General features: G+C 71.4%; 14 protein-coding genes, 1 tRNA gene and 1 CRISPR repeat array. Of the genes, 1 reads left to right on the forward strand and 14 read right to left on the reverse strand.

The window, feature by feature from the left end:
* Window positions 1–220: 220 nt before the first annotated feature.
* The 4 genes from cas3 to N8J89_RS30425 form a co-directional block, all read right to left on the reverse strand.
* Window positions 221–3,139 (reverse strand): CRISPR-associated helicase Cas3', encoded by a 2,919-nt coding sequence (gene cas3 / locus N8J89_RS30410; protein ID WP_283660430.1) that lies wholly within the window; start codon window positions 3,137–3,139, stop codon window positions 221–223.
* A 28-nt stretch (window positions 3,140–3,167) separates the two neighbouring features.
* Window positions 3,168–3,685: direct repeats of the CRISPR family, unit length 29 nt; unit sequence GTCCGCCCCACGCCCGTGGGGATGTTCCG.
* Between the two features lie 252 nt (window positions 3,686–3,937).
* Window positions 3,938–4,789: a hypothetical protein gene (locus N8J89_RS30415; RefSeq protein ID WP_283666284.1), complete on the reverse strand. Its 852-nt coding sequence runs from the start codon at window positions 4,787–4,789 to the stop codon at window positions 3,938–3,940.
* Between the two features lie 250 nt (window positions 4,790–5,039).
* A tRNA-Leu gene (locus N8J89_RS30420) sits at window positions 5,040–5,113 on the reverse strand.
* A 24-nt stretch (window positions 5,114–5,137) separates the two neighbouring features.
* Window positions 5,138–6,079 (reverse strand): helix-turn-helix domain-containing protein, encoded by a 942-nt coding sequence (locus tag N8J89_RS30425; protein WP_283660431.1) that lies wholly within the window; start codon window positions 6,077–6,079, stop codon window positions 5,138–5,140.
* 44 nt (window positions 6,080–6,123) lie between these two features.
* On the opposite strand from N8J89_RS30425, the gene N8J89_RS30430 reads away from it, so the two are divergent.
* A complete protein-coding gene (locus N8J89_RS30430) occupies window positions 6,124–6,912 on the forward strand; it encodes a maleylpyruvate isomerase family mycothiol-dependent enzyme (RefSeq protein WP_283660432.1) in 789 nt (262 codons plus the stop codon).
* Here N8J89_RS30430 and N8J89_RS30435 read toward each other — a convergent pair.
* From N8J89_RS30435 to N8J89_RS30480, 10 genes are all read right to left on the reverse strand, one after another.
* The gene (locus N8J89_RS30435; protein WP_283660433.1) at window positions 6,860–7,792 is read right to left on the reverse strand and encodes a DMT family transporter; all 933 of its coding nucleotides are present in this window, start codon (window positions 7,790–7,792) and stop codon (window positions 6,860–6,862) included. The genes N8J89_RS30430 and N8J89_RS30435 overlap by 53 nt on opposite strands.
* A 95-nt stretch (window positions 7,793–7,887) precedes the next feature.
* Window positions 7,888–8,853, reverse strand: coding sequence for an alpha/beta fold hydrolase (locus N8J89_RS30440; RefSeq protein WP_283660434.1), 966 nt, complete (start codon window positions 8,851–8,853; stop codon window positions 7,888–7,890).
* Entirely contained in the window at window positions 8,850–9,560 is a 711-nt protein-coding gene (locus N8J89_RS30445) for a TetR/AcrR family transcriptional regulator (protein ID WP_283660435.1), read from the reverse strand. Before N8J89_RS30445 ends, N8J89_RS30440 begins: the two co-directional genes overlap by 4 nt.
* A 46-nt stretch (window positions 9,561–9,606) precedes the next feature.
* On the reverse strand, window positions 9,607–10,830 hold the full coding sequence (locus tag N8J89_RS30450) for an FAD-dependent monooxygenase (protein ID WP_283660436.1): 1,224 nt from the start codon (window positions 10,828–10,830) through the stop codon (window positions 9,607–9,609).
* Window positions 10,831–10,918: 88 nt separating this feature from the next.
* Entirely contained in the window at window positions 10,919–12,337 is a 1,419-nt protein-coding gene (locus N8J89_RS30455; protein WP_283660437.1) for a purine-cytosine permease family protein, read from the reverse strand.
* Window positions 12,334–13,266: a PfkB family carbohydrate kinase gene (locus N8J89_RS30460; RefSeq protein ID WP_283660438.1), complete on the reverse strand. Its 933-nt coding sequence runs from the start codon at window positions 13,264–13,266 to the stop codon at window positions 12,334–12,336. Before N8J89_RS30460 ends, N8J89_RS30455 begins: the two co-directional genes overlap by 4 nt.
* Window positions 13,263–14,270, reverse strand: coding sequence for an ADP-ribosylglycohydrolase family protein (locus N8J89_RS30465; protein ID WP_502868349.1), 1,008 nt, complete (start codon window positions 14,268–14,270; stop codon window positions 13,263–13,265). The genes N8J89_RS30460 and N8J89_RS30465 overlap by 4 nt, the downstream gene beginning before the upstream one ends.
* 70 nt (window positions 14,271–14,340) lie before the next feature.
* Complete coding sequence (locus N8J89_RS30470; protein ID WP_283660439.1) at window positions 14,341–14,589, reverse strand: hypothetical protein; 249 nt, start codon at window positions 14,587–14,589, stop codon at window positions 14,341–14,343.
* A 3-nt stretch (window positions 14,590–14,592) separates the two neighbouring features.
* Window positions 14,593–14,922: an ArsR/SmtB family transcription factor gene (locus tag N8J89_RS30475; protein WP_252485284.1), complete on the reverse strand. Its 330-nt coding sequence runs from the start codon at window positions 14,920–14,922 to the stop codon at window positions 14,593–14,595.
* A 28-nt stretch (window positions 14,923–14,950) separates the two neighbouring features.
* Window positions 14,951–17,104, reverse strand: coding sequence for an MMPL family transporter (locus N8J89_RS30480; RefSeq protein ID WP_283660440.1), 2,154 nt, complete (start codon window positions 17,102–17,104; stop codon window positions 14,951–14,953).
* Window positions 17,105–17,121 lie beyond the last annotated feature (17 nt).

Genomic DNA, 17,121 nt, shown 5'->3' on the forward strand with positions numbered 1-17,121 from the left:
TGTTCCGCGGCACAGGTGATCAGGTGCCTGGTCGGTGGTGTCCACTCCACACGCGTGGAGGTGTTCCGGCGTTCACCGACGCCGAGACCGAGGCGGGCAGTTCCGCTCCACATGCGTGGAGGTGTTCCGGCCGCGCGCGGCGGGGTGAGGGAGCATGAGGTGTCCGCTCCACATGCGCGGAGATGTTCCCGTGCTCCGAACTCGAAGCCGTACACCTCGCTCAGCCCAGCTTGGTGATCACCAGACCGAGACGATCATCCAGGGAGAACCTGCGCCTGCCGATCACTACCGAGCCGGACCTGGTCCCGGTCAACGGCAACGGCAACGGCAACGGCAACGGCAACGGCAACGGCAACGGCAACGGGATGATCCGCAGATCCCCCAACCACGGTGTGCTCTCCCAACTCGCCGGCAACCGGGCGGCCTCGCTGTCGCTGTGCTCGCTCAATAGCGAGGCACGGACCGGGATCGAGCGGCCCATCACCATCCGGATCACCGCCGTTGACGGCCGGGACTTCGCCGCGGCGTGCTCGCCCGGAAGCGCGATCCACCGGTTGCGATCCAGCCACCGCCGCCCTTGATCATCGACGAAGCAACACACCACCCGCTGGGTATCGGCCCCCAGCCGGGTGGTCAGCTCCACCTCCCGGCGCTCCAGCAACCCGGCATCCACCACCGGCGCCTGCGACAGCTCCTCCAACCGGGAGATCACACCGGCCTCCGGAACCATCACCCACCCGGCCTGATCACGCTGGGCCAGCCGCTGGCCTTCATACTCCGTCCACCAGCGCTGATCGTCCTGGTCCATGCTGAACTCGTCATAGACCTCACCGACCAGCCCGGACACCTCCCCGGGGATGGCCACCGGCTTGCCCTGTCGGGCCCGCAGCACCGTCAGCGTGCGCTCCAGCAGATACCGCGGATAGATCGACCGCCACACCGGCGGCATTGCGAACTCCCCGGACTTCTCCACCGGCACGAGCACCACCAGCCTCGCCTGGCCCGGCCAAGCCCCCCGCTCCCGGTCGGGCCGTTCGTGGCGGTGGCACCGTCCCGCCCGCTGCAGCAGCTGGGCTACCGGCGCCACATCGGTGATCACCAGATCGAAGTCCACATCCAGGGACTGCTCGATGAGCTGGGTCGCCACCACGATGCTCGGCTTGCCCTTCGAACGAGGACCTTTCCCATGCCGGGTGAGGACATCGGCGGCGACCGCGGCCCGGTCCTCATCCGGCAGGCGGGCGTGCAGCAACGAGACCTCCACCTCTTCTCCCGCCCAGTCCAGGAGGTCTTCGAAGGTGGCCTGGGCGGAATCGACGGTGTTGCACACCACCGCCACCCGCCCACCCCGCACCCGCAACGGCGCCAACAGCTCCCCCAGCACCGCCCGCCGGCTGTCCTCTGGGCTCTCCGGGACGCTGACCAGGTCCACGGCCAAGGTGGAGGTCCGCATCACCGCCATCTCCGCCACCGCCGCCGGGCTGGGCCTCACCGTGTCACCGCCGGCGGCATCGACGAACAGCCACCCCGGATAGTCGATCGCGAAACTGTCCGGCCGGTGAGCCTTGCCTCGGCTGCCCCGCAGGTAGGCGTTGATCAACGCGTCGCTGATCACCCGCGGCAACGTCGCCGACAACAACACCACCGGCACCCGGTAATGCCCCAACCAGGTCAGCAACGTGGCCAACAGCGACTGCATGTAGGCGTCGTAGGCGTGCGCCTCATCGATCACCACGACCTTGCCGGACAGGCCCAGCAGGCGCATCACGTTGTGCCGCACCGGCAGCACCGCCATCAACGCCTGATCCACCGTGATCACCGACATCGGCGCCAACAGGCCCCGCTTCGCCCCGTACAACCACTGCAACGCCGTCCTGGCCACCGCGGACTCATCCGAGACCACGCCCCCACCCGATCCGGTGGTCAGGTGCAGGCGGGACATGCTGTGCACCAGGGTCACCGCCGAGGGCCCGGTCACCGCCCGCTGGGTGAACTGCCGCACCCGGGTGTGCATCTGATCAGCGGTGGCCATGGTGGGCAAGGCGAACACGACGCCTGAGACCCCGGCGGCCTGCCCCAGCATCGACGCGGCGACCAGCGCGGTCTCGGTCTTGCCGTCCCCCGGAGCCGCGGTCACCACCAACAACCCCGCACCCTTCACCCCGGTGGCCAGCTCCTGCTGCACGCTGCGCTGCAACGCATTCGGCGCGAACTCCCACACCGCGCTCACCTCGGTGGCCGCCACCACCGCCTGCCCCAGCCCGGCCTCCCGGATCACCTCCGGCATCACCGCCAGGCTCCCCGCATACCACTGCGCCACCGTGCGGGCCGGGTCGTCCTGGCGGACGGTGATGAAGGAGAGCTGGCTGACCAGCCAGTCGGCCAGCACCACCACCCCGGCCACCAACGCAGCGGCCGGCACCTCGAAGGTCACCGGCATCGGCGGGGCGCCTACCGCGGTGTGCAGGTGCTCGACCAGCAGGCGCCGCTGCTGGGCCCACTGCTGCTCGCCCATGGCCTCCGGCCAGCGGTAGAGCCGCTCCTCGCGCTCACCCACCTCGTGGAAGCAGCCATGGTGGCCCCCGATCACCTGAGCGGCCACGCACTGCGGAGAAGCCCGCCACCGGCGCGCCCACGCCGCGCCGAGTTCGGCCAGCAACGGCGCCACCGCGATCTGGCCCGCCAGGTCATGCCTGATCCGCGGAATCGAGCCGTCCACCGGGTAGCCGGCCAGGCGCTCAAGCTCGGCGAAGGCGGCCTTGTCCAGTCGCTGAAACACCTCGGTGATCTTGCCCAGATCGTGCAGACCCGCCCACAACGCCACCAACCGCCGAGCATGCTCCTCCGTGACCCCCATCCCCCGTGCGATCACCCCACGCTGAGACGCAGACAGCACCACCTCCCACAACACCCACGCCGCCGCGGCCGCATCCGCCCCATGGCAGGCCACCGGGTACCGCTTCCGCAACCCCTTGGACTTGCCCCACAACTGCCACTGCACCAACGCCCACCCATCCACTCCCAGAACACTGGTCACACCACGGCACCCGAATGGATACCGTGACCCCCTGACAAGTCCAGGCCCGGGACCACTCGCACTACCGAACGCCAGCGGCGCTGCCCCTTGAAAACTCAACATGGTGCGGAAACACCGCAGGTCACGAAGTGTCCGCCCCACGCCCGTGGGGATGTTCCGGCGGCTGCGGCGCCGGTGCGGTTGCTGCGGCCGTCCGCCCCACGCCCGTGGGGATGTTCCGCGATCCACGGTGGACAGATCGGGCCACTGGCGGTCCGCCCCACGCCCGTGGGGATGTTCCGATGAGCTGGAGCGAGACCTGCGACCAGGCCGCGTCCGCCCCACGCCCGTGGGGATGTTCCGAACATCCGGCCCGCGGTGACCGACGTCGTGATCGTCCGCCCCACGCCCGTGGGGATGTTCCGCGCGGGGAGCCAGGCGGGATACCGATGCCAGAGTCCGCCCCACGCCCGTGGGGATGTTCCGGCCCGTCCGCACGGCGTTCGCCGGGACGGTGCGTCCGCCCCATGCCCGTGGGGATGTTCCGCGCCCTGCGCACGTTAAGGTCGGCACCAGCGCGTCCGCCCCACACCCGTGGGGATGTTCCGCGCGTCAGCCGGAGTTCCCGAGGTCAGTTTTGGTCAGCCCCACGCCCGTGGGAATGTTCCGTCGACCTTGTTGTCGTCGACCGTGCGCGTCGGCTCCGTCCCACACCCGTGGGATGTTCCGTTGTGCTCGACGATGATCCGGTCCGTGTCAGTCCCACGACCCGGGCGGCCTGGACGGCCTGGACGGCCTGGACGGACAGTGAGATAGGTACCGGCCTTCCACTACAAGGCCGGTGAGCGTGAGCCGAAGTGCGTGGTTGCCTTCTCCAGGTAGTCCTGCATCTCCTGGCGGGCCTGGGCCATCCATACTTGATCAACTCTCACCGCTGACCAGCTCCCGTCGCACACCAGCGTCCTCTGCAACTCCTGGTCCGCGCCGACCTCGGCGAGGACCAGCCGGGTGCTCTCCAGATTCTCTGCACTCCGCACGCAGGACCGCGACCAGCCGTCGCGACCTGCTCGCACCGACTTTCAGTCGACGACGCAATCCCTCGGCTGAGATCGGCCGTTGATACTCGGCCCGATGCCGAGCGTCCTCTTCCCGCGCGCTCTCTAACAGGTCATCGGAACGGGCGGCACGTCCCTCCTGTTTCTGCGCGGAATGGCTGGCCTTCGCGGTGCTCACCCGGCAAATGGCCTGCGACGCCGCTACCGTTCCGGCGTCACGGGCCTCCGTCCGACCGGCAGCCGAGGGGTGCCTGTGCGGCTTGCGCGAACCACCCGCCTGAGCGGAGTCGACAACAGCCTGCAGCAGACCCGGTCCCACCTCCGCCCAGCCGATCAGCAACAACGGACCGACAGCATCGAACGCCGCCCGGCCGAAATGCCCATTCACCAGCGGTTCGGCGACGTTGAGCGCCAAAGTCACCACACTGCAAAAGACCAGAAGGCGACGTGCCGGACGAAGAAGGTGCGGTGCCGCCCCGGTCGTCACCAGATGCCGGATCGCCAGCAGCAGGCCGAGGATCGACAGGTCGACTGCCGGGGCAACGAGCGGAGCCACCCAGACGGGCACCCCGAGGCGGAGAGCCAGGTTCAGCACGTTGCCGAAGCCGAACAGGAAGGTCAGGCCAACCACCGCGGCCATGATCAACGTAATCCATCGGATGATCGGTGACTGGTCACCAACCGGGCGGGCTGACGCATCCGCTGCCGAGGCCCGCATCACGCACCGCCACCTAGCTCGCCTGACCGGACGCTGTGCTCGATCACAAGCTGGCCGACAAGACATGAGTAGTAAGCATCGGCCAGCACGTGCAGCCTTGCCGAGGACGCCGACCTATGCTGCAAGGTGGCTGTCATGGGGAACCAACACCCTGGCTCCGACGAGGCCGAGCGATCCGAACGGTCGCGGAGAGCCGCAGCTCAGCTCTTGTATGGCCTGGTCGGGCCCTGCTCTGTGTCGATGCTGTACGTGCCCCGGGTGGGAGTCGAACCCACACTGGACGGATTTTGAGTCCGCTGCCTCTGCCGGTTGGGCTACCGGGGCGTTCGGCACGGAAACCATACGCGATCACCCCGCCCCAGCGCCCACGGGGTCACCTGCCTGCGGTTCGGCGGTGGTGGCCAGGCCGTCGAGCAGCCAGGTGTAGGCCTGGCCGGCGGTGACCGGTTCGCCGGTGATGGTGGCGGTGAGGTGCCAGTAGCGGCGGAGGCAGGGGTGGCGGTTGATGGTGGTGGTGGCGGCGAGGGTGCGGCGGAAGGCGGGGGTGTCGGTGGTGTGGCGGGCTTGGGCGTGGGCGGTGACGAAGGCGTCCAGGGCGGGGCTGGGGCCGGGGTGGTGGTGGGTGAGGATGAGGTCGCGGGCCTGGTCGCAGGCGGGGCCGATGGACCAGTGCAGGGCGTCCTCGTCGGGGATGTCGGCGTGGTTGCGGTGGGCTTGGCGGAGCAGGCCGTGGCGCAGGGCGGGGCTGGCGAGCAGGGTGAGCATTTCGGCGTAGGCGGTGACCTGGGCAGGGGTGGGGTTCGCCGGTGGGGTGGGGGCGCTGGCGTGCAGGAACATCTCGATGGTTTCGGGGCGGGCTGGGGCGACGAAGATCCGGCGCCAGAAGGTGGTCAGGGCAGCGTGGGCGGTGCGGCCGTCCTGGGCGGCGGCGAGCAGGGCCAGGCGGGCGGCGCGGGCGGTGGGGTCGGCTTGTTCCAGGGCCGCGAGGCTGGCTTGACGCCAGGAAAGGGTGGCCAGTTCGGCGTCCAGGGTGGCGCGTTCGGCGGTGATGGCTTCAGCCAGGGAGGTTTGTCCATTGAGGACGGTGGTGATGGCGGGCAGGCCCAGGCCGAGGGTGCGGAGGTTGCGGAGCAGGGTGAGGCGGTCGGCGGTGCTGGGGCTGAAGCGGCGGTGGCCGCCGGTGGTGCGGACGGGCTCCAGCACGCCCTCGTCGCAGTAGAAGCGAATGGTGCGCACCGGCACCCCGGTCAGCCGCGCCAACTCACCGATGCTGACTGTGTCCTCGGTCACGTTCGCTCGAACCTCCACCCCAGTGGAGTTCCTACGGTACCGACATGACGACCGATCAACTCAGCTCGTGGCTGCGCGGCGAGATCGCCGAGTTCGTCTCCGTTGTGGATGGGCTTGACCCGGCCGCCCGGGTGCCGACCTGTCCGGAATGGCAGGTCAGGGACCTGGTGGGGCACATCGGGCAGGGGTTTCGCTGGGCCGGGGAGCTGGTGCGTGGCGGCAGCGCGGTGCCGGTGCCGGACCCGAAGCGGGCCGATCCCGGGCCGCCCTCGGCTTGGCGGGGCTGGCTGGTGGACGGGGTGGGCGAGCTGATCGAGGCGGTGGAGCGGCGGGGAGAGGAGCCGGTGTGGACCTTCCTGGGGCCTGGGGCGGCGCGGTTCTGGCTGCGGCGGCTGCTGCACGACCTGGTGGTGCACCACTTCGACGCGGCCAACGTGGCCGGGCGGGACTACCTGGTCGCGCCGGAGCTGGCCGCGGACACCATCTGCGAGGGGCTGGAGCTGATCACCGCGCCGGAGGCGGTGGCCTGGGTGCCGGGGCTGGCCGGGTTGCGCGGGGACGGGCGGCGGCTGGCGGTGCGGCCGACGGACGGGCAGGCGGGGTGGTTGATCACGCGGGAGCCGGTCGGGGCGCGGTGGGAGCGGGAGGAAGTGGGGGCTGTGGGGGCGGGGGCAGGGGTGCGCGGCTTGGCGGGGGTGGATGTGGTGCTGGCGGGGCGGACCCGGGATGTGCTGCTGGTGCTGACCCGGCGGCTGGATCCGGGTGATGGCCGGGTCAGCGTTACCGGGGACCGGGCGTTGCTGGCCGACTGGCTGGCGCACGTCGCCTACTGATCCTGCCCAGCCTGCCGTGTGCGGCCAGGATGCCCAGCAGCACCAGGACCGCGCCGAGGGGCTGGTGCCAGGCAAGGGGTTCGCCGAGGACGAGCACGCCGAGCAGGACGCCGACCACCGGGGTCACGTAGGTGACCGCGGCGGCGTTGGCCGCGCCCCAGTCGCGGACCACCGCGGTGTTCCAGACGTAGGCCAGGCCGGTGCTCAACGCACCGAGGGCGAGCATGCTCAGCAGCACGGGCGGGGAGAGATCCGTTGGGACGCCTAGGAATGGCGTGCTGAGCAGCATGAGGGCCGCGCCCGCTGCCACCTGGATGAAGGCCAGGGTGATCGCGGGGACGTCGCGGTGGCTGAGGAAGCGGCGCAGGTAGGCGAAGGCCAGGCCGTAGCTGGTGGTGGCGCCCAGGCAGGCCAGCTGGGCCGGCAGGCTGCCGGTGAGGGTGGCGGCGAACGGGTTGATGATGACCAGGACGCCGGCGAAGCCGAGCAGCAGGCCGGTGCGACTGTGCGGGGTGAGGCGTTCGGTGCGGAGCAGGGCGGCGGCGAAGGCGGTGGCGAACAACGGCGTGGTGGCGTTGTAGATGCTGGCCAGGCTGGCCGAGATGTGGCTCTGCGCCCAGGCGAACAGCAGGAACGGGAGCACGCAGAGCAGCACCGAGACCACGGTCAGGTGGCCCCACAGAGCCGGTTCGCGCGGCAGCGAGCGCCGGGTGAGCAGCATGATCACCGCGAGGGTGAGCGCGCCCAGGACCAGGCGGCCCCAGACGATCTGCGGCGGGGTCAGGCCGGTGAGCGCGATCTTGACGAACAGGAAGCTCGCGCCCCAGGTGAGCGCGAGCAGGCCGAACTGGATCGGGGTGCGGACGCGGGTTCCCGGCACGACGTTCCCTCCCGGACCGCCGGCCGGCGCCGGGTGTCCGGGAGGGAGTCAACCCGCCGGGGCCAGCGCGTGGCTGGCGGGAATCAGACCTTGAGCTACAGCCCGGCCAGGAACTCCAGCAGCGCCTGGTTGACCTCGTCCGGGCGTTCCTGCTGGGTCCAGTGCCCGCAACCCGGCAGGTCCAGCACCGTGCGCAGGCCGGGCAGCTGCTCGGGCAGCCGCTCCAGGTAGTCCGGCGGGTAGAAGCCGCGGACCAGGTCCCGGTCGCCGGTGATGTGCAGCGCGGGCGCGGTGATCGGCGCGCCCTGCCACGGGGCGGTCAGCGCCCAGTTGCGGTCGATGTTGCGGTACCAGTTCAGGCCGCCGGTGAAGCCGTTGCGCTGGTACTGCTCGGTGTAGGCGTCGATGTCGGCCTCGGTGAGCCAGCTGGGCAGCTCCTCCGGCTCGGGCATCGCGGAGAGGAACCCGCCGCCGGCCGGGGCGGTCGGGGTGGCGGCCGAGCCCGCGCTCTCGCCGGAGGTGGCGGCCAGGGTCTTGCGGAAGGTGCTGCGGATGTCCTGGTTGAGCTCGGCGTCGGCGACACCGGGTTCCTGGAAGTAGATCTGGTAGAAGCCGTCGCCGAAGCGCTGCCGGGCGGCCACCAGCGGCGGGACCGGGCCGCGCGGGGCGGGCGCGACACTGAGTCCGCCGACGCCGCGGATGAGGTCGGGCCGCATCATCGCGGTGTTCCAGGCCACCGGGGCGCCCCAGTCGTGGCCGATGACCACGGCCTGCCGCTCCCCCAGCGCGTGGATCAGCCCGACCACGTCGCCGACCAGGTGGAAGATCGAGTATTCGTCTACATTGGACGGTTGGTCGGTGCCGCCGTAGCCGCGCTGGTCCGGCGCGACCACGTGGTAGCCGGCCTCGGCCAGCGGCTGGAACTGGTGCCGCCAGGAGTACCAGCTCTCCGGGAAACCGTGCAGCAGCAGGACAAGAGGGCCCTCGCCCTGTTCGGCGATGTGCATGGTGATGCCGTTGACGGAGACCTCGCGGTGCTGTGGCAACGCTGTTCGCCTCATTCCTTGGTGGTGGTGATGGTGGCCAGCACGGCCGCGCGCCGCGCGTGCAGCAGGCGCAGCCCTTCCTCGGCGGTGGCCCTGACCTCGGCCGCGCCGGCGGTCTGCTCCCCCAGCAGGGCGGTGACCGCGGCGGACACGGTCCGCTCCGGTTCGGCCACGGTGACCTCGTTGAGCGCGTGCGGGCTGCTCGCCAGCTGGAAGAAGCCGGAGAGCAAGGCGCGCAAGGCATAGGCCTGTTCGTCGATCGGCCAGTCGGTGCGGGCCAGGTGGTGCGCGCGCCACACCGGCAGCACCGCGTACAGCAGTTCGCTGGGGCCGAGTGAGCCCATCAGCTCCTTGCTGCGCGGGTGTTCCAGCAGGATGCCGAGGCTGTCCGCGTCGCCGGTCTGCAACGCGCGCATGAACGGGCGCTCCAGCGCGGTGCGCACCAGCAGCGGGCAGAACCGGTGCGGGCGGGCGGCGTCCGGGTCGGTGCCGAACAGCTCGATCATCTCGTCCACCGCGGCCAGGAAGTCCCTGGCGAACAGCCCGACGAACAGGTCTTCCTTGGTGCCCCAGTACAGGTAGACGGTGCCCTTGCCGACGTGCGCCCGCTCCGCGATCTCGGCGATGGTCACGCCCTTGACGCCGCGGCGCAGCAACAGCTCCCTGGCGGCGGCGAGGATGCGCGCGGCCTTCCCCGAGTCCTGCTCCACCAGCTGGGCCATCGCCGATCTCCCCTTCCGCGCACCGGATGTCGGCGGCGCGCCTCCATCATGCCCGCGCGATGTCCAGCTCCTTCATGCGGCTCGCCTTGCCGCCCTCCCGCATCGCCTGTAGCCAGCGCCCGACCAGCGGCCAGTTCTGCCCGCGCATCAGCACCTTGCGCAGCCAGATCTGGAACCGGCTGGTGGGGGTGAAGAACGCCTGCTGCTCCAGCCCGATCCGCTGGTAGTACTCGATGCTGGGCCGCAGCTTGGCCTCCCAGGCGGCCAGCGCGCGCGGCAGGTCGCGCGGGTGCCGCTCCAGCATGGTGCCGAGCAGGTCGGCCCCGGCCAGTCCGGCGGAGACGCCCATGCCCGCGTACAGCGTCACGCACCAGGCCGAGTCGCCGACCAGCACCACCCGGCCCTGGTGCCAGCGCTCCATCTTGACCTGCTCGACCGAGTCGAACAGCAGCTCCTCGGCGTTCTCCATGGCCCGCAGCGCCTCGCCGAGCGCGCGGCCGGTGGGGCCGGGGCCGAAGGCGGCGCGCACCCGTTGCGCGGGCGGCTGGCTGAACTCGGCGTCCACGTCCTCGGTGCGGTAGGACAGCAGCACGGTCGGCGCGTGGTCGCTGAACGGGAAGATCCACATCGACCGGCCGGGTTCGAGCAGGATCGCGCCGTCCTCGGCGGCCAGGTCGGTCAGCGAGCCGGGCAGGGAGAAGGCCGCGATCATGAAGTTGAGCCGTCTGAGGTAGCGCTCGTGCGGGCCGAAGACCAGCGAGCGCACCGTGGAGCGCAGCCCGTCCGCGCCGACCACCAGCTCGAACCGTTCGGTGACCACGGTGCCGTCCGCGGTGTCGCGCAGGGTCACGTCCACACCGCCGGCGTCCTGGGTGATGGCGGTGGGCACAGTCGAGTAGCGGATCTCCACCTCGGCGGGCAGCGCGGCGAAGGCGGCCTGCTCCACGTCGCCGCGCAGCATCAGCCGGGGCAGTCCTGGCAGGTCCTTGAAGCCGAGGCCGCGCCGCCGGTTGCCCTCGCGGTCGATGTCGAAGTTGACCCCGTCCTCGGCGGTCCGGTCGGCCAGCCCGTCCAGGATGCCCAGCCTTCTGGCCGCCGCCCGGCCCGCGCCGAACAGGCCGACGAAGTAGCCGCCGGAGCGCCGCGCCGGGGCCTTCTCGATCAACACCGGCTGCCAGCCCGCGCGCCGGAGCCGCAGCGCGGTGGCGATTCCGCTGACGCCCAGTCCGACCACCAGAGCACGGGGGCCGCTGTTGTCCGTGGTGTCCATGCACCCAGGCTAGACCCAGCTGACCAGATTCGTCATTCGGTCAGTTCGTGGCCTGCGTCACCTCTCGGAAGGTGGTTGGGGGTGGTGGTCAGGCCTCCTGCGCGGCGACCGCGCGGCGGTTGGTCAGCAGGGTGATCACAAAGCCCAGGGCCAGGGCGAGCAGGACGCCGAGGTTGGCTCCGGCGAAGTCCTGCGCCAGGCCCAGTGGGGCGAGCAGGTAGCCCTGCCAGCCGAGCCAGCCCGCCGCGGTGTTGGTGACCAGGCCCCAGCCCAGCGCGGTGGCGGCCACGATCAGCAGGACCGGGCCCCAGCGCACGTCGCCGTAGCGGCCTGCCGGGTCGTGCAGGTCGGGTTCGGCGTAGTCACGGCGGCGGCGGGCCAGGTCGGCGAGCATGATGCCGCACCAGGCGGCCACCGGGACGCCGAGGGTGGTGAGGAAACCCTGGAACTGGCCGAGGAACGCGCCGCCGAGGAAGACCAGGTAGACCGTGCCCAGCACCATCAGCACGCCGTCGATGAACGCGGCCGTCGGCCGGGAGATCCGCGCTCCGGCGGCGAGCAGGGCCAGGCCGGAGGAGTAGATGTCCAGCACCGCGCCGCCGACCAGGCCCAGCACCGCGACCAGGGCGAAGGGCACCAGGAACCACACCGGGAGCAAGGTGGTCAGCGCGCCGATGGGGTCGGTGGCGATGGCCGCGTTGAGCTGCGGCGCGGATCCGGCGAGCAGCAGGCCGGAGAGCAGCAGCACCACGGGGGCCAGGCTGGCGCCGAAGGTGGTCCAGGCGACCACGGCGCGGCTGGGTGTTTGCCTTGGCAGGTAACGGGAGTAGTCGGCGGCGGCGTTGACCCAGCCGAGGCCGAAGCCGGTCATCAGGAACACCAGCGCGCCGAGGAACTGGCTCGCGTTGCCTGCCGGGAGCGCGGTGACCGCGGCCCAGTCGATGTGTTCGGCGACCAGGCCGAGGTAGACCAGGGTGAGCGCGCCGGTGACCACGGTGATCACGGTTTGCAGCCGCATGATGGTGGCGAAGCCGAGCACCCCCGCGCCGACCACCAGCACGGTGACCACCAGCAGCGCCAACACTTTCGTCAGCACGCCGCCGCCCCAGCCGAGGCGCTCGAACACCGTCGCGGTGGCCAGGGTCGCCAGGGTGGCCAGCACGGTCTCCCAGCCGACGGTGAGCAGCCAGGAGATGGCCGAGGGCAGGCGGTTGCCGCGCACGCCGAAGGCCGCGCGGCTGAGCAGCATGGTCGGCGCGGAGCCGCGTTTTCCCGCCACCGCGGCGAATCCGCAGAGCAGGAAGGAGAACACGATGCCCAGCAGGGCGACGGAGACGGCCTGCCAGAAGGACAGGCCGAAGCCGAGCACGAAGGAGCCGTAGCTGAGGCCGAGCACCGAGACGTTCGCGCCGAACCAGGGCCAGAACAGCTGCCGGGGCCTGCCGTGCCGGTCGGCGTCGCCGATCACGTCGATGCCGTGCGTCTCCACCTTCAGCGGTTCGCTCATGCCCAGAACCCCGTTCCGATCAGCTGCTCGATCTCCGCCCGCACCGGCGCGGTGGCCGGTCCCTGCCGGGTGACCGCGATCGCGGCCGCGGCGTTGGCGTACCTGGTCGCCTCGAACATCCCGTTGCCGCGCAACAGTTCGGCCAGCAGCGCGCCGCAGTGCGCGTCCCCGGCCCCGTTGGTGTCCACCGCGTCCACGTTGAACCCGGCGACCGTGGTGATCCGCCCGTCCCGCTGCAGCAGGCAGCCCGCCGGGCCGTCCCGGACGATCACGGTGGCGAAGCTGGGCACCAGGGTGGCCAGCGCGGCCGCGGCGGCGCGGGTGGTGTTGGTGCGGGAAAGTTGTTTGGCCTCACGGGCGTTGCAGCTGAGTATGTCCACTCTGGACAGCACCGCGGTCAGGTCGGACCAGATGATCTGCTCCACCAGTGGGCCGGGGTCGAACAGCACGGTCGGGCCGGGCAGCCTGCCCAGCCAGTCCAGCAGCGCGTCCCGGTTGGCCGCGTGCAGCAGGCTGTACCCGCTGACGTAGACCACGTCCGCCGCGCTGGGGTGCACCAGGTCCAGCCGGCCGGGTTCCAGCACACCCTCCGCGCCGACGCCGGTGACGAAGGTGCGCTCGCCGGTCTCCTCGTCCACCAGCACCACCACGATGCCGGTGTCCGCGCCGGGGGTCGGCGGGTTGACCACGGTGATGCCCTCGGCCAGCATCGCGGCCCTGGCCAGGTCGCCGAAGCTGCCGGTGCCGTGGCTGCCCGCGTAGAGCACCTCCGCGCCGGAGCGGGTGGCCGCGGACATCACGTTGAAGCCGCCGCCGGGGGTCAGTTTCACCGCCGAGGCCAGCACGTCGCCGCCCAGCGGTGGCAGGCCGGAGACGGTGAGCACCAGGTCGACCACCACCTGGCCGGTGAACACGAGCTGCCCGCTCACGCCCGGCCCCGGAGCGCGAGCAGCCCGTGCACCAGGGGATCCAGCGTGAGAGCGTTCACACGCAGCACCCTAGCGACCAGGTCGGCGGGCAGGGCCTCGCTGCCGTGGCAGGCGCCGAGCAGCGCGCCGCAGATCGCGGCCACCGTGTCGGTGTCCCCGCCCAGGTTCGCGGCCAGCAGCAACGCCGCCGGCGGCCGCTCGCCGAGCGCCTCGGCCAGCGCGAAGGCGGCCACCACGGACTCCTGCGCGGCCACCGAGGTGCCGATCACCGTGCCGATGGCGGTGGCCAGGTCCTCCTCCGCGATCCCGCGCACCCAGCCCCGCGCCCAGCGGATCCGGGCGGCGATCTCCCCGCCCGCGACCCAGCGCCCGCGCCGGGCACCGGCTTCCGCGCCCCGTTCGCCCAGGTCAAGGGCTTCGGACAGGCTGGCACCGGCGACTCCGGCGGACACCGTGGCGGCCACCGCGACCGCCGCGGCCAGGCCGGTGCTGGTGCCGTGGGTGACCACCGCGGTCTCCGCGACCGCGTCGGCCAGCCGTTCGAGGTCGTCCGGCGGCACCGCGATGCCGACCGGGGCGACCCGCATGGCCGCGCCGTTGGTGGTGCCGTCCCGCCCGGTCTCCGTGGGCGGCTCACCCCGCGCGAGGCGTTGCAGGGCCAGTTTTGTCGACGGGCCAAGCAGATCCGCCGAACCACGGCGGATCATCACCTCTTCCCAGGCCAGCAGCGCCTCGCCGAACTCCCTCGGGTCGACCCGCCCCCGGCCCTCGATCAGCAGCCGGGCAAGCAGCAGCGCCTGTTCGGTGTCGTCGGTGACCGAACCGGCCGGCATGGACGGCGCGATCGGTTGGGCGGCAACGGCATCCACCAGTCCGGTGATCCGGCCGTAGTTCTCGGCGATGGCGGCGGGCGACATCGCTTGGGTCGGCATGCCCAGGGCGTCGCCCAGCGCGAGCCCGGCGAGGGCCCCACGCGCCCGGCCGACCCATGGATGCATGTGCATAGCACTACACCCGCGGGTCGGCCCCGGCAATCGGTCCGGACCGGCCTTCTCGGGGCTCAGCGTGCGGTGGTCACTCGACCTCGCGCAGGATCCGCTCCACCGAGGCCAGTCGGGCCTGCACCTCGGTCAGCTCCCGCGCGGTCTGCTCCTGCGCGGCCACCGCGCGGGCGGCCAGCTCCTGGTAGGCCTGTTCGCGGGCGGCGCTGGCCTTGGCGCGCACCGAGATGAAGCTCTGCCAGATGATCACGGTCAGCACCACGGTGATCAGCGTGAAGACGCCGAACACGCCGACGAGTTCCTGCCAGGCACGGACGCCCATGGGTCAGTCTTCCTGTTCTTCCGGTGTGCTGAGGGTGCGGGCGGCGGTCGCGACGCTGGCCGGGGTCAGCTCGATCGCGAACGGGGTCACCTCGTAGAACTTCATCGCCTTGCCGTCCGCGGACAGCTCCAGCTGAGCGCTCACCAGCCCGGCCGCCTCCAGCTTGCGCAGGTGCACCTGGAGCAGCGCCCGGCTGATGCCCAGCTCGCGGGCCAGCGCGCTGACGTACTGGCGCTCGGCGGCCAGGGCCGCGACCACCCGGAGCCGGTGCGGGTTGGCCAGGGTGGCCAGCACCCGCAGGAGGTCATCCCCCGTCGGCGGCTTCCCGGTCATCGCGGCACCCAGCACATGAGCAGCAAGGTTAGTGCGCTCGCCGTCCTGGGAAGCGCCAGGCTCGCTCGCCGAGCAGGGCCAGCGCGGCCGGTACCAGCACACCGCGGACCAGGGTGGCGTCCAGCAGCACGGCGACCGCGAGGCCGACGCCGAGCATCTTGTTCTCGATCGAGGTGAGGGTGACGAACACGGCGAACACCACGGTCATGATCACCGCGGCGCTGGTGACCACGCCCGCGCTGGCGCCGAGTCCGCTGACCACCGCCTCCTTGGCGGGCAGGCCCGCGCGCCAGCGTTCGCGGATCCGGCTGAGGATGAAGATGTGGTAGTCCATGCTCAGTCCGAACAGGACGACGAACATGAACAGCGGCAGCCAGCCCATCACCCCGCCGTAGGGGGTGAAGCCGAGCAGGCCGCTGAGGTTGCCGTACTGGAAGATCCAGGTGATCACGCCGTAGGCCGCGCCGATGGAGAGCAGGTTGAGCGCGATGGAGACCAGCGGCACGGTGAGCGAGCGGAAGACGAGCACCAACAGCAGGAACGAGAGCAGCAGCACGAAGCCGAAGACCAGCGGGGTGCGCTCGCGCAGCTTGACGGTGAAGTCGGTGGTCTGCGCGGTCCGCCCGGACACCGCGACATCGAGCTGCCAGAACCCGCCGAGCGCCTGGGGAATCGCCTTGTGCCGCAGGTGCTCCAGGGCGCGGACCGAGGTGTCGTCGGTGCCGGAGCCGGCCAGCGGCATCCGGACCACCAGTGCCTTGCCCACCCGGTCCACGGTCAGCGGTCCGGCCAGCAGGCCGCCGCTGTCCTTGACCTGACCGCGCAGCCGGTCGGCCACCGCCGAGTTCAGGAATCCGTCCACTGTGGACCCATCGCGCTGCCAGACCACCACCCTGGCCGGGGTGGGCGCGCCGGGGAAGGCTTCCTGCACGCGCAGGGCCGCCTCCACCTGGGGCACGCTGCGCGGCAGGCTGTTCACCGGGGCGGCGTCCTGGAGCTTCATGTCCAGTGCGGGCACGGCCATGGCCAGCAGGGCGAGCACCGCGGCCCCGCCCCACAGCACCGGCCGCCGCGCCACCCTGGTGGCCACGCCGGACCAGATCCGGGACTCCCGGGCCGCGGTCCGGCCCTTGCCCAGCCAGGAAATGCGGCCGCTGTCCACCCGGTGCCGCAGCGCGGCAAGGACGGCGGGCAGCACGGTCACCGAGGCGACCATGGCCAGTCCGACCACCACGGCCATGCCGATCGCGCCGCCGGTGAGCACGCCGAGCCCGGTCAGCGCCAGGCCGCTCAGGCACAGGATCACGGTCAGGCCGGAGACCAGCACCACGTGCCCGGAGGTGCGGGCGGCGGTGCGCAACGCGGTCTGATCGTCCACTCCGGACTGTCGTTCCTCGCGGTAACGGCGCAGGTAGAACAGCGAGTAGTCGATGCCCACGGCCACGCCGACCAGCAGGATCAGCGCCGAGCCCGCACTGTTGATGGCGATGACCTTGCCGAGGGCGGACAGCAGGGCGAAGGTGGCCGCGAGTCCGGTGACGGTGAGCAGCACCGGGATCCCGGCCGCGACCAGCGAGCCGAACACGATGAGCAGGATGATCAGCACCAGCGGCAGGGACAGCAGGTGCGATCGCTCCAGATCGGCCTTGATGGACTCGTCGACCGCGCTGGACAGGCTGCGGTCCCCCGCTTGCGCGAACCGGACCGAGGGATGCCGGGCGGCGACCGCCTGGACCGCGCCGGTGGCGAAGGTGAAGTGCTCGGTCAGCTTCGCCACCGGCCAGGCCAGCTTGAAGCTGACCAGGCCCGAGCGGCCGTCGGCGGAGATGTGTTCCTGCCAACGGGTTTCCAGCGGTGAGCGGACGTCGGTGACCGCGTCGGGCCGTCGAGTCAGCTCGGCGACCAGGTCTTCGGTGGCCCTGCGCAGCTCCGGACTGTTGCCGAAGTGCCCACCCGGCGTGCGCGCCTGGACGAGGACCTTCTCCTCCACCGGCAGGTAGCCGTCCTGTTTGTCCAATGTGGACTGTGCGCGGCCGGTGTCGCCGGGGTCCACGTTGCGCGCGTCGGGTCCGGTGACCAGCACGCTGGCCAGGAACGCGAGTAGCACCAGGCCCAGCCAGCCCAGGATCGCGGCCCGGCGGCGCCGGGCGGACCAGGCCGCGATCCGATCGGTCAGTGTCATCGAGTTCTCCCCCAGTC

Origin of the sequence: Crossiella sp. CA-258035, from assembly GCF_030064675.1 — a bacterium.
Lineage (GTDB): Bacteria > Actinomycetota > Actinomycetes > Mycobacteriales > Pseudonocardiaceae > Crossiella.